Below are 13,045 nucleotides of genomic sequence, written 5' to 3'. Positions count from 1 at the left end.
CGATGATCGATGGTAGGCAGCGGCCGGGCTCTGGCCAACCCATTCGACCAACGATTCACCACGACTTCGGGCACCGTCGCACAAGGGGAGGCCCGACATGGCGGGCAAGCCGTCGGGCCGCGTCCGCGCCCGGCGGCTTCTCAGCCGGTGATGGCGACCGGAGCGTCCCACCAGTCGCGGTCGACGGTGATGGTGACGCCGCCGCGCGTCTCCTTGCTGTTGACCATGTACTGGTGGGCGCGGCTGTGGTCGGTGAACTGGTTGGAGCCCCAGGGCCAGTCGGTGGTCGTGGTCTCCTTGCCGTCCCAGAGGGCGTACCAGAGGTTGCCCGGCAGGTCGGTCTTGTTGGTCGCGGTGGCGATGGCCTTGGCGCTGGAGCTGGTGAAGCCGTAGTAGCCGGCGCGGTAGGTCTTGTCGCGCAGCACCTTGTCGAAGGCGCGGACGTAGGTGAGCACGGCGTCGTTGCACGCCTTGTCGGTGATGTCGTACGGCTCCATGTCGAGGTAGACCGGGCTGCCCGCCTTGATGCCGAGCGCCGCCGACTTGGCCACCGCGTCCTTGGCGTCGCTGGTGCCGAGGGAGGCGGCCGTGGCGGCGGTGAGCCGCTCGGGGTTGGCGCTCTTCTGGCAGGGCGGCTGGGCGCCGACGTACAGCGGGATGAGCTTCCAGCCCATGGAGCTGACCGACTTCACCCAGGAGGCGGTCAGGTTGGGCTGGGCGCAGCCGCGGTTCTTGCCGCCGATGTAGACGGCCGCGGCGCCGTAGTAGCCGGTGTTCCAGGCCTTCATGGCGCTCAGCGAGGGTGCCGAGCAGGTGTCGAAGGCACGGCCGGTGAAGGTCTTCTGGGCGGGCCAGGCGGTGGCCGCCATGGAGGTCTGGGCCGCGATCCCGGCGCCGGCGACGACGACGGCTCCGGCCGCCGCCCACGTGATGTACCTGCGCTTCTTCGACTGCCGGTGCTCGGCCATCCCCACCCCTGTTGTCGTGCACGTGCCGGTCGCGCGTGTGCTGAGGCACATTAACCGACGGAATGTCTCCGGCCTGACAAGTGACCGCCTCGCAGCGCACAAGAATCACTCAAGGCGCAGCAAAAACACGCGTGTTACCTGTGATGCGACGGTTCGGCCTGCTCGGGCGGCACACGGTTCGCCGGTCAGGCCTCCCGCCGCCCGGCCCGTCGTCCACAAGCGGCCTCCGTACCCCCCGCCGTGGCCTAATCTTGCCCTGCGACGACTCCGCCCCCGAGCGGCGGAGCGCTTGGGGGTGGAGATGGACAAGCGGCTGGAGGGCGGCTGGTTCCAGCGGATCGCCTGGTCCGTCCTGGTCTGGGGCTCGCTGGGCATGCTGGTGTGGGTGCCGTTCCTGTACGTGGCGATCCGCCGCGGACGCGGGTCGGACTGGGGCGCCTTCGCCTCGTTCGTCCTGTACGAGTGCACCGTGATGCCGGGACTGTCCGTCGTGCCCGACGACAGCGACGCCGCCGCGGTGCTGGGCATCGTGATCATCCTGTGCCTGATGGCGGCGACGGGGATGCTGCTGTTCGCCGTGTTCGACCGGCGGATGCCGCAAGCGGTGGCAGCGGCCGGGTACGGGGCGGCCCCTTCCTCGCCGACGGTGCCGCAGGGCACGTACGGCTACCCCTACGGGCGCTGAAGCGCACCCGGTACGGGCGTTGAACCGCGCCCCCGTACGGGGGCGTCGAACCCCGGCCCCGTACGCGCGCCGAACCGCACCGGTCAGCCGTGCACCTGACCCAGCCACTGCAGGGTGCGCTGGATCTCGGCCGGGAAGGGATGCACGGGTCCGTGCCGGCGTTCCGCGTCGTGCAGCAGGCGCAGCAGGGTGTCGTGGGCGGCGGTCCGGTCGCCGAGGGCGAGCAGCAGGTGCCCGATGCGGCGGCGGATCTCGAAGGGCAGGTCGGGGTCGGCGGCCGTGTACGGATTCTCCGCGAACCGGTTCTCGAAGTAGGGCAGCAGGGCCCGGTACTCGGTGAGCGCCGCGGCCGGCTCGCCGAGCTGTTCGAGGCACTGCGCCGCGTCGTAGCGGAACCGGAGGGACTGCGGGTCGGCGGCGCCCGCCTCGGTGGCCCGTTCGTCGGCGAGGCGCCGCAGCTCGGGCAGGGCGCGCCGGTACTGGCCGTCGTCCATCAGCGTGGCCGCGTACTGCTTGCGCAGGGTGCGCACCACCGGTGAGTGCTCGCCGTGTTGGGCGGCGGCGGCCGGGAGGATCGCGCCGAGGATGTCGACGGCCTGGGTGATGCGGCCCTCGCCGAGCAGCCGCTTGACCTCGTCGACGGCGGTGGCGACATCGTGGTGGCCGCCGGTCCTGGTGGTGGACGGTTCGGGGCGCGGCGCGGGGGTGACGGCGCGGTCGGGCCAGGGGGCGTGCGGGCGCAGGAAGGGGCGGGTGGGATCGAGGGGGCCGCCGGTGTGCGGCCCGCGCGGGGGCAGCAGCGGCAGCAGGTCCTCGTACACCGCCTGGGCACTGGCCGGGCGGTGCTGGGGGTCCTTGGCGAGCAGCCGCAGCACGAGGGATTCGAGGGCGTCGGGGATCTCGGGGCGCAGCCGGCGCACGGGCACCGGCGGCTCGTAGAGGTGGCGGTGCAGCACGCCGACCGCGGTGGAGGCTGCGAACGGGACGTCCCCGCTGAGGAGTTCGTGCAGCACCACGCCGAGTGCGTACAGGTCGGTGTACGGGCCGACGGCGCCGCCCATGGCCTGTTCGGGTGCCATGTAGGCGGGGCTGCCGATGGGTGAGCCGGTGCGGGTGAGGCGGGTGGTCTCGGCGTTGAGGACGGAGGCGACGCCGAGGTCGAGGACGGTGACGGTGCCGTCCGGCTTCACCATCACGTTCCGCGGTTTGAGGTCCCGGTGGACGATGGGTACGGCGTGCACGGCGGACAGCACGGCGCACAGCTGGGCACCGACGGCGACCGCCCACTGCCAGGGGTACGGCTCGTGTTCGGCGAGGTGGTCGGCGAGGTCGGCGCCGGCGACGTACTGCATGACGAGGTAGAGGTTCTCGTCCTCGCTGCCCGCGTCGTGCACGGTGACCAGGCCGGGGTGGTCGACCTGCGCGGTGACGCGGCACTCGCGGACGAAGCGGCGGCGCAGTTCGGCGGCGTCCTGGCTGTGGGGTCCCGCGACCTTGTCGGGGCGCAGCAGCTTGACGGCGACCCGGCGGTCGAGCCTCTGGTCGTAGGCCGTCCAGACCTGGCCCATGCCGCCTTGTCCGATGAGCGTGGACAGTTCGTAGCGTCCGGCGACGACGCGTGCGGTCACCGGCCGTCTCCCGCGCCCCAGCTCGTGGTGAACCCGGCGTCCCCGGTGCCCGGGGCTCCGCCCGGTCCGGTCTGCCCACCCCGGCCGGACTGCCCGCCCTGGCCGGGACCGTTGTCCTGGCCGCGCAGGAAGTCGCTCAACTCGTCCAGTTCGGCGCGGACCTGATCGATCCGGGCGGGCGCGGGACGCTGCGGCTGCTGGGGCAGCGCGTTGGGAGCGGGCGCGGGCGCCGGGTTCGGCGCGGGTGGGAAGGAGGCGGGCCGCGGCGGGGAGTAAGGGCCCGGCTGCGGCGGGGAGTAGGACGCGGGCCGCGTCCCGCCGTACGGGGCGGGCGGCGGACCGTAGCTCTGCGGGGCGGGGGACGGCGGGTAGCCGTACACGACGGTGGCGGCCGTGGCACTGGGTGCGACCCGGCCGGCCAGGGGGGCCTCCTGGTGACGGAGGTCCCGGTACAGGAAGTAGCCGACGCTGCCGAACGCGGAGAGCAGGAGCAGCCCGACACCGACATCGCTGCGCCAGGTCTGCGGGTCGCCCTCCTCGCCGGTCCCGTCGACGCCGACGAACACGCACCCCACGAACAGGAGGACGAGCGACAGGACGAACAGGACCCAGTCGCGCCGGGCCCGGGTCATGCAGGCGACGCGCAGCATGGTGCCCCAGGCCAGGAAGCCGAGACTCAGCACCGAGAGGGCCACGAACAGCACCCTGAGCCCGACCACCAGTGCGGTCGAGGGGCGCGGAGGCTGCGGCGGCGCGTAGCCGGGGCCGTGCATGACTGCTCCTAGTGCCGAGGCCCTGGCGGGGCGCCTGCGGGGACGTTGCGTACGGTGCGGAACCGAGGGTGTTCCGAGCGTGTTCCGAGGGTATCGGTCCGCCCGGACAACCGGCCTGGGATGTACCGAACCGTTGCCGTCTCCCGTTCCCGCCGCACCGCCGCACCGCCGCGCACCGCCGCGCCGCCCGCTCGGCCGGCCGGCCGCCGGTCCGTCAGCCGCCGGTCCGTCAGCCGCCGGGCGGGACCGTCCCGTCGGTCAGGCCGTCGTACATGCCCCGCACGAGTTGCTCGCCGAGGTGTCCGGCCAGTCGCAGCGCGTCCTCGAAGGCTGCCAGTCCGCGGAACCGTTCGCCGTAGGTCCGCTGCTGCTCCAGCGGGATCCGGGGGAGTTGGAGCCTGCGCACGTCGAGCCGGGTCGCGGTGGACGCGTAGCTGCTGGCCTGGCGGTTGTTGGCGGTGCCGCGCAGGAATCCGGCGAGGAACCACGGGTCGAGCGCGGCCGGGTCGGGGCGCAGCAGGGTGAGGTTGCGGCCGAGCGCGGCCCCGGCGGTGCGCTCGTCGACGACGCGGGCCACGCGTCCCCCGCCGAGGACGGGCACGACGACGTCGCCGGCTTCGGTGAGCACGACGTCCTCGGCCGGCTCCCCGTCGGGCAGCACCCCGGACGGCGCGGCGGCGGCGAGGACGTCGTGGTCGGTGAGGACGGGGACGCCCGCGCGGGCCGGCCGGCCGGCGGCCGGGGTACGGGGGTGTGACGCCGCCGCAGGACCGGAGCTGCCGGAGGTGCGCAGGACCAGGGCGCCCGCGCGGGCGAGTTCGCCGACGCTGGTCAGCGGCCAGCGCGCCGGTGGCGCCCCGGTGACGGGCGGCGGCGGGGCGAGGGTGGCGGCGAGCCGCAGGGTGTCGCCCAGGCGTGCGCCGACGTCGGCCAGTCGCTCGGCTCCGCCGTCGGCCGGGAGCGGCAGGTGGCGGGCGGGGGCGAGGTCGACGTCGTCGTCGAGGAGGTCGATCACCGGTACGCAACGGCTGAGCCCCGGCTGCTCGTCGGCCGTGCCGGTGCGGTCGAAGGGCCGCCAGGCGTCGAGGACGGCGGAGCGCACGTCCTGCCAGTCGCCGCGGGCGCGCCCGTCGGCGGCGGCCGCCGTGTCCACGAGCAGCAGTTCGGGTGTCGAGGGCTGGGCTCCGGCGATGGGGCGGCGCAACACCCACAGGTGCAGCGGGATGTTGTACGGGGGCGCCGATCCGGCGGGCAGCGCGATCACGGCGCGCAGGGCTCCGCGGCGCAGCAGGTCGGCACGGATGCGGCGGCCGGAGCGGCGGGACGCGGCGGCGGGCGGCATCAGCAGGACGGCGGTGCCGCCGTCGCGCAGGTGGGCGAGGGCGTGCTGGACCCAGGCCAGCTCGGACTCGGTGCGGGCGGGGACGCCGTATTCCCAGCGCGGGTCGTAGGCGAGTTCGTCGTGGCCCCAGTTGCGTTCGTTGAACGGCGGATGGCACAGCACCGCGTCCACGGCGAGGCCGGGGAAGGCGTCGGCGCGCAGGGTGTCGCCGACGCGCGCGTGCACCTCGGCGTCGGTGCTCAGGGCGAGCCGCAGCGCGGTGAGGGCGGCGAGGTCGGGGGCGGCGTCCTGTGCGTACACGGCGGTCGGCGAGCCGAGCGCGCCGAGCAGGGCGCCGGTGCCGGCGGCGGGGTCGAGCACCGTACGGGGCCGGCCGGCGAGTTCGGCCATCAGGGCGGCGGGCCCGGCCGGAGTGAGCGTGTACTGACGTGGGTTGGCGTCGAGTTGCCGTCCGAGCAGGAACTCGAAGGCACGGCGGGTGCCGAGTTCGACGGCGAGTTCGCCGACGCCCCGCAGCAGCGGTACGGAGGCGGCCAGTTCGGCGGGGCCGGGCAGGGTCAGGGCCGCGTGGCCGGCGGAGGCCGTCATCGGGCCGGAGCCGGGTGCGGCGGCGGAGGGAGCGCCGTCGGTGTTCACAGCCGCCTGTGAACTGTGGCTCGCGTCGACCGAGGCGGGGGTGACGCGCTCGGCGTTCACAGCGGTCTGTGAACCGAACCGCCGGGTGAGGGCCTTGGCAAGCTTGGCGGGCAGCAGTTCCGCCATGCGCGCGTCGGTCAGGCCGCTCAGCTTCAGCCATTCGGTGGGCCGGTCGCGGATCAGGAGCAGGGCGCAGCCCACGTGGACCAGGGCCGTGACAGGGCCGGCGGGGTGTCCGGCAAGCTGCTGCCAGACCCGTTCACGGAGCGGGACCTCGGCGAGTTTGCCCTGCTTGCGCAGCCATTCCTCGACCTCGGCGAGCGCGAAGGCGGGGCTCGCCTCGGTGCCGCCCACGGGCCGGGGGAAGTCGGCGTGGCGGCGGCGCCAGTTGCTGACGGCGGCCCGGCCGACCCCCGCGAGGCGTGCGATTCCGGCGGCGGTCACCTCAGTGGCGTTGTCCTGCACCCGCGCGGCTCCCCTCGTGACGGCTCTGTGGCGTCGAGCATACCCAAGGGTGCCCGAAAGCCCCCTTCACGAGGTGAACTCATGAAACAGAAGTCATCGTGTTGACTCGGTTCACAAAGCCTGCTCTGATTGACCCATCGGAACGAGCGGCCGCCGGATCGGCGGCCGCCATCGTCGGGAGGGATTTCTCATGGGCATGAAGACGAAGCTCGCGCTGGGTGCCGCCGTCGGTCTCGCGATCATCGGCGCGGTGTCGTGCAGCGCCGACACCGGCGACTCCAAGAGCGGCTCGTCCAGCTCGGCGGCGGCCGACGGGGCCAGCGGCGGCACCTCCGGCAAGGGCGGCGCCAAGGACAAGAAGTCCGATGCCGCCAAGGCCTCCCAGGCGGACCGGTTCAAGGCCTTCGTGAACAAGAACGGCACCGCGAAGGAGAAGGAGGCCGTCGCCCACGTCACCAAGGTCCAGGGCGCCGACGAGCAGAACGACATCCTCGACAGCGTCGACGTCCACACCGACTTCACCGGCGGCCTGATGGGCAAGGGCACGGGTCCGGCCAAGCTGATCGCCTCCGCCTTCGCGGACTGGAAGCACAGCAAGAACGGCCTCGTCACGGTCTACGACGCCGACGGCGAACTGCTCGGCAACGGCAACTTCTAGGGCCGGCGGACCGGGCCCGCGCCCCTCATCCCCTGCTTCCCCTCCAGCACCGGGGCCCCCGCACCCGGTGCCGCACCGCACCGGGGCCCCCGCACCCGGTGCCGCACCGCACCGGGGCCTCGCACGCCGCACCCCGCACCGCACCGGGACCTCGCACCCCGCACCCCGCACCGCACCGGGCCTCCGGTCCCCGGCCCCCGGTGCTCCCCGCCGCACCGCCGCCCCCTGCCCGTGCCGTCACCACGGCGCGACAGCAGCTCATCCACCTCACGCCACCCTCGGGGGGACCCATGCGTCACACCGCCGCCGCTCTCTGCCTGACCGCCGTCGCCGCCTCGCTCGCGCTCACCGCGTGCGGCTCCGAGAAGCCGGACACGGCGGGCGGCGACGCCAAGGGCAAGGCACCCCGCTCCGCCGGCGCCACGGCCGAACGCGCCCCGTTCGCCGACCTGTCCGGGCAGGAGATCGTCGACAGGGCGCTCAAGGCCACCCGGAGCGCCACCTCCCTCACCCTGAAGGGCAGCGTCCCCGACGACGAGGGCACCATCGAACTGGACCTGGCCCTGGACCGCGAGGGCCACTGCGCCGGGACCCTGGGCATGTACGGCGAGGGCGAGGTCGGCCTCATCAGGACCGACGACACCGTCTACATGAAGTTCGACGAGGCGTACCTGCGCTCCGAGGGCAAGGGCCAGTCCAAGTCCGAGACCGACGGTGTGGTGGACATGCTCGCCGACCGCTGGGTGAAGACCGGCGCCGACAGCGACGACGCCAAGGACCTGGCCGACTTCTGCCACCTCGACAAGCTGCTCGCCGACTTCGACGACACCCGCTCGGCCGCCCGCAAGGGGGAGGCGACGACCCTCGACGGCACCCCGGCGTTCACCCTCACCGAGGCCGAGGGCAAGGACCGCTACACCCTCTACGTCGCCACCGAGGGCAAGCCGTACCTGCTGCGGATCGAGAACACCACGGCCAAGCAGCCGGAGGACATCTCCTTCACGGACTACGGCAAGCCGGTCCCGGCGGTGCCGCCCGCCGACAAGGACGTCCTGGACCTCGACAGCCTCTGACGCCCGAGCGGCGTCGCGACCGACCACCCCTCCGGCGGTCCCTCACCCCTCTGGGGGGAGCGGGTACGGACCGCCGCCCCGGCCGGGGAGGAACACCCGCCTCCCCGGCCACAGGGCATCACGTCACGGCGCGTCGCGGCGACGCCGACCGCTTCTCAGCGGGCCCGGAACCGCTCCGGTGCCTTCGTCGGGTTGCCGCCCGAGGGGAGCTTCTGGCCGGGGCAGGTGGACAGGACCTTCTTCATCGCGGTCTTCTCGGCCGCGGTGACCCACAGTTCGTACTTCTTCTTCACCGCGACCTGCGCGGCGACGTACGTGCACCGGTAGGACTTGGCGGGCGGCAGCCACGTCGCCGCGTCGCCGTCGCCCTTGGAGCGGTTGGCGCTCGCGTCCACGGCTATCAGGTTGAGCGGGTCGTTGGCGAGCGCTATGCGCTTGCTCGCGTCCCAGTACGCGGCGCCCTTCTGCCAGGCGTCCGAGAGGGCGACGACATGGTCGATGTCGACCTGGCTGCGCCCACGCCGGTAGACGATCTCCTTGTCGGAGTACGGGTCCCGCTCCAGCACGCCGTACGACACCTTGCAGTCCCCGTCGGTGAACCGCACCTGCTTCAGGTCCCGTTTGAGAATGTCGTCGCGGGTGGGGCAGCCGTTGGAGTCGGTGTCCGCCCAGGCGGTGCCGAACTTCTCCCGGACGTAACCGGTTTTCGGCGACCGCCCCTTGACGGTCAGTGACTCGGCGGCGGCGAGCGCCTCGCCGCCGGTCTTCACCGGCTCCGGTCCGCTCGCGCGGCCATCCAACTGCTCCGTGCATCCGGTCACGAACAGTGCCACGACGGCAGCCGCAACCGCCCCGCCCCTCAGACGCGTCACGCTGCGCCCCTCCCCTAACCTGCCTGGTCCCGCCCCTGGTTCGGGCGTCCTTCACCTGGTGCCCACCGTAGCGGGGAATATGCCCAGGCCACACGGGGGGTACTGGGGTCACGGGGGGCGAACGCGCGGACCGCGCACCCTCCGCGACCCTCAGGGCGCGCGGCTACGACCCCAGGATGGACGCCAGGAACTCCCCCACCCAGCCCAGCAGTTCACGGCCGACCAACGGCTTGCCGCCGATCTTCGCGGTCTTGGGACGGGGCACGAGGACCTGATGGACGGCCGGCTTGATCACCGAGCCCGGGTAGAGGCGCTTGACGCGCAGCTCCTGCGACTCGCGCAGATCCACCGGAGCGAAGCGGATGTTGTTGCCCTGGAGGACGATCTCACCGACACCGCAGGCGCGGGCGAGCATGCGCAGCCCGGCCACCAGCAGCAGGTTCTCCACCGGCTCGGGCAACTTGCCGTAGCGGTCGGTGAGTTCCTCGCGGACGGCCTTGATGTCCTCCTCGGAGTTCGCGGAGGCGATGGACCGGTAGGCCTGGAGGCGCAGCCGCTCGCCGGGCGCGTAGTCGTGCGGGACGTGCGCGTCGACCGGCAGCTCGATCTTGACCTCGAGCGGCGGCTCCTCCTCGATCTCCCCCGTCTCCAACTGCCGCCGGTAGTCCGCGACCGCCTCGCCCACCATCCGCACGTACAGATCGAAGCCGACGCCCGCGATGTGCCCGGACTGCTCGCCGCCCAGCAGGTTTCCGGCGCCGCGGATCTCCAGGTCCTTCATCGCCACGTACATGCCGGCGCCCATCTCGGTATGCTGCGCGATGGTCGCCAGGCGCTCGTGGGCCGTCTCCGTCAGCGGCTTCTCCGGCGGGTACAGGAAGTAGGCGTACCCGCGCTCGCGGCCGCGGCCCACCCGGCCGCGCAGCTGGTGCAGCTGGGACAGGCCGAAGTTGTCGCCGCGCTCCACGATCAGGGTGTTGGCGTTGGAGATGTCGATGCCGGACTCGACGATCGTCGTCGAGACCAGCACGTCGAACTTCTTCTCCCAGAAGTCGACGACGACCTGCTCCAGGGCCGCTTCCGACATCTGGCCGTGGGCGGTGGCGATGCGGGCCTCGGGGACGATCTCCCGCAGCCGGGCCGCGGCGCGGTCGATGGACTCCACCCGGTTGTGGATGTAGAAGACCTGGCCCTCGCGCAGCAGTTCGCGGCGGATCGCCGCGCCGATCTGCTTCTCCTCGTACGGCCCGACGAACGTCAGCACCGGGTGCCGCTCCTCGGGCGGCGTGGTGATCGTCGACATCTCCCTGATGCCGGTCACCGCCATCTCCAGCGTGCGCGGGATCGGGGTCGCCGACATCGTCAGGACGTCGACGTTCGCGCGGAGCTTCTTCAGCTGCTCCTTGTGCTCGACGCCGAAGCGCTGCTCCTCGTCGACGATGACCAGGCCGAGGTCCTTGAACTTCGTCTCCGAGGAGAACAGGCGGTGGGTGCCGATGACGATGTCCACCGCGCCGTCCCCGAGGCCCTCCACGACCGTCTTCGCCTCGGTGTCGGTCTGGAAGCGGGAGAGCGCTCTGACGCTCACCGGGAACTGCGCGTACCGCTCGGAGAACGTGCCGAAGTGCTGCTGCACCAGCAGCGTCGTCGGGACCAGGACCGCGACCTGCTTGCCGTCCTGGACGGCCTTGAAGGCCGCGCGGACCGCGATCTCCGTCTTGCCGTAGCCGACGTCGCCGCAGATCAGGCGGTCCATCGGGACCGACTTCTCCATGTCCTCCTTGACCTCGGCGATGGTGGTCAGCTGGTCCGGGGTCTCCGCGTACGGGAAGGCGTCCTCCAGCTCGCGCTGCCACGGCGTGTCCGTGCCGAAGGCGTGCCCGGGCGCCGCCATCCGCGCGCTGTAGAGCTTGATCAGGTCGGCGGCGATCTCCTTGACCGCCTTCTTCGCCCGCGCCTTGGTCTTCGTCCAGTCGGCGCCGCCGAGCCGGTGCAGCGTGGGCGCCTCGCCGCCGACGTACTTGGTGATCTGCTCCAGCTGGTCGGTGGGGATGTACAGCCGGTCGCCGGGCTGGCCGCGCTTGGCCGGGGCGTACTCCACCACCAGGTACTCGCGGGTCGCGCCCTGCACCGTGCGCTGCACCATCTCGATGTAGCGGCCCACGCCGTGCTGCTCGTGGACGATGTAGTCGCCCGTCTCCAGGGTCAGCGGGTCGACGGTCTTGCGCCGCCGCACCGGCATCCGCGCGCCGTCCCGGCCGGCCGTCTTCTGGCCGGTCAGGTCGGTCTCGGTGAGCACGGCCAGCTTCAGCGCGGCGTCGACGAAGCCGTGGTCGATGCCGCCGCAGGCCACGTGCACGACCGACGGGGAGATCTGCCCGAGGTCCACGTCGAGGCGGGCCGCGATGCCCTCCCCGCCCAGCACCTCGACGGTGCGCGAGGCCGGGCCGTGGCCCTCGGTGACGAACACCGCGCGCCAGCCGTCCGCGAGCCAGCCCTTGGTGTCGGCGAGCGCCTTCGCGATGTCCCCGCGGTACGTCTCGGGCGCGTGCATGCCCAGCTTGAGCGCGTCCCCGTCGCCGTCGTACACCGTCTCGTCCGCGGCGAACGGCGACACCGACCACCACATCATGTCCAGCTCGCGCGCCCGGTCCCGGACGTCCGCGATCGACCACAGGGAGGCCGCGCCGAGGTCGATGGGCGCCTCGCCTCCGCCGGCCGAGGCCGCCCAGGACGCCTGGAGGAACTCCTGGGAGGTCGCCACCAGGTCCGCCGCGCGCGTGCGCACCCGCTCCGGGTCGCACACCAGGGTCATGGCGCCCTTGGGCAACACGTCGAGCAGCAGCTCCATGTCGTCGACCAGGACCGGCGCCAGGGACTCCATGCCCTCCACGGCGATACCCTCGGCGATCTTGCCCAGCAGCTCGCCGAGTTCGGGGTGCCGCTCGGCGAGCGCACGTGCCCGCGCGCGTACGTCCTCGGTGAGCAGCAGCTCACGGCAGGGCGGGGCCCACAGTCCGTGCTCCGCTACCTCCAGGGAGCGCTGGTCGGCGACCTTGAAGTACCGGATCTCCTCGACGTCGTCGCCCCAGAACTCGATGCGCAGGGGGTGTTCCTCGGTGGGCGGGAAGACGTCGAGGATGCCGCCGCGCACGGCGAACTCGCCGCGCTTCTCCACCAGCTCCACGCGGGAGTACGCGGCGGCGGCGAGGTCGTCCACCACGGCGTTCAGGTCCGCGGTCTGCCCCGTTCGCAGGGACACCGGCACCAGGTCACCCAGGCCCTTGACCTGCGGCTGGAGCACCGAGCGCACGGGGGCGACGACGACCGAGACCGGGCCGGTCTCCGGATCGCCGGGGTTCGGGTGGGCCAGGCGGCGCAGCACGGCCAGGCGGCGGCCCACGGTGTCGCTGCGCGGGCTGAGCCGCTCGTGCGGCAGCGTCTCCCAGGAGGGGTACTCCACGACGCTCTCCGCCGGCAGCAGCGAGCGCAGGGCCGCGACCAGGTCCTCGGCCTCGCGGCCGGTCGCCGTCACCGCGAGCACGGGACGGGCGGCCTCACGGGCCAGGGCGGCGACGGTGAAGGGGCGGGCGGCGGGGGGACCGACGAGGTCGACGTGCATGCGGTTGCCGTCCGCCGCCGCGGTGATCGCTTCCGCGAGGGCTGGGTCCTTGACGACGACGTCGAGCAGACCGTGCAGGCTCATGGGGGGCTTTCCGTCCGAATCCGTCCGAGGGTGGGCAGCGCGAAGATCCCGACTCGTGCGGCGGGCCGGGGGTTCCTTCAGCGTACGCCGCCGGGCCGGCGGACAGCGGGGGCTGTGGACAACCCCGTTCGCGCCCCCGCCGCCCCTTCCGGCACAAGCCCGGTGCCGGGAAGTCCCCCTGACTTCCCGGCACCGGGCTCCACCGTGACCCCCGTCCACGGAGGGGTCGCGTCGCGCTC

At 72.9% G+C, this 13,045-nt stretch carries 9 protein-coding genes; 3 read left to right on the top strand and 6 right to left on the bottom strand.

Annotation, left to right across the window (positions count from 1 at the left end):
- Nucleotides 1-140 precede the first annotated feature (140 nt).
- Nucleotides 141-968, bottom strand: coding sequence for a glycoside hydrolase domain-containing protein (locus TNCT6_RS18430; RefSeq protein ID WP_141360401.1), 828 nt, complete (start codon nt 966-968; stop codon nt 141-143).
- A 301-nt stretch (nt 969-1,269) separates the two neighbouring features.
- On the opposite strand from TNCT6_RS18430, the gene TNCT6_RS18425 reads away from it, so the two are divergent.
- A complete protein-coding gene (locus TNCT6_RS18425; RefSeq protein ID WP_141366569.1) occupies nt 1,270-1,653 on the top strand; it encodes a hypothetical protein in 384 nt (127 codons plus the stop codon).
- A gap of 83 nt (nt 1,654-1,736) precedes the next feature.
- Here the strand turns inward: TNCT6_RS18425 and TNCT6_RS18420 are convergent, their stop codons facing one another.
- From TNCT6_RS18420 to TNCT6_RS18410, 3 genes are all read right to left on the bottom strand, one after another.
- Nucleotides 1,737-3,281 carry a serine/threonine-protein kinase gene (locus tag TNCT6_RS18420; RefSeq protein ID WP_301184394.1) on the bottom strand — a complete coding sequence of 515 codons (1,545 nt, stop codon included), beginning with the start codon at nt 3,279-3,281 and terminating at the stop codon, nt 1,737-1,739.
- Complete coding sequence (locus tag TNCT6_RS18415; protein ID WP_253266152.1) at nt 3,278-4,054, bottom strand: hypothetical protein; 777 nt, start codon at nt 4,052-4,054, stop codon at nt 3,278-3,280. The genes TNCT6_RS18420 and TNCT6_RS18415 overlap by 4 nt, the downstream gene beginning before the upstream one ends.
- Before the next feature lie 229 nt (nt 4,055-4,283).
- Nucleotides 4,284-6,497 (bottom strand): N-6 DNA methylase, encoded by a 2,214-nt coding sequence (locus TNCT6_RS18410; RefSeq protein ID WP_141360400.1) that lies wholly within the window; start codon nt 6,495-6,497, stop codon nt 4,284-4,286.
- Nucleotides 6,498-6,687: 190 nt separating this feature from the next.
- Between TNCT6_RS18410 and TNCT6_RS18405 the strand changes: the two genes are divergently transcribed.
- The gene (locus TNCT6_RS18405) at nt 6,688-7,155 is read left to right on the top strand and encodes a hypothetical protein (protein ID WP_141360399.1); all 468 of its coding nucleotides are present in this window, start codon (nt 6,688-6,690) and stop codon (nt 7,153-7,155) included.
- A gap of 290 nt (nt 7,156-7,445) precedes the next feature.
- Entirely contained in the window at nt 7,446-8,228 is a 783-nt protein-coding gene (locus TNCT6_RS18400) for a hypothetical protein (RefSeq protein WP_141360398.1), read from the top strand.
- Nucleotides 8,229-8,383: 155 nt separating this feature from the next.
- On the opposite strand, the gene TNCT6_RS18395 is transcribed toward TNCT6_RS18400, so the two are convergent.
- Nucleotides 8,384-9,100, bottom strand: coding sequence for an HNH endonuclease family protein (locus tag TNCT6_RS18395; RefSeq protein ID WP_141360397.1), 717 nt, complete (start codon nt 9,098-9,100; stop codon nt 8,384-8,386).
- A 163-nt stretch (nt 9,101-9,263) separates the two neighbouring features.
- Complete coding sequence (mfd, locus tag TNCT6_RS18390) at nt 9,264-12,806, bottom strand: transcription-repair coupling factor (RefSeq protein WP_141360396.1); 3,543 nt, start codon at nt 12,804-12,806, stop codon at nt 9,264-9,266.
- Between the last annotated feature and the right edge of the window lie 239 nt (nt 12,807-13,045).

It is taken from the genome of Streptomyces sp. 6-11-2 (genome assembly GCF_006540305.1).
In the GTDB taxonomy this organism is placed as follows: Bacteria; Actinomycetota; Actinomycetes; order Streptomycetales; family Streptomycetaceae; genus Streptomyces.
The sequence above is the reverse complement of the archived record's forward strand: the minus strand, read 5'-3'. Positions and strand labels throughout refer to the sequence as shown.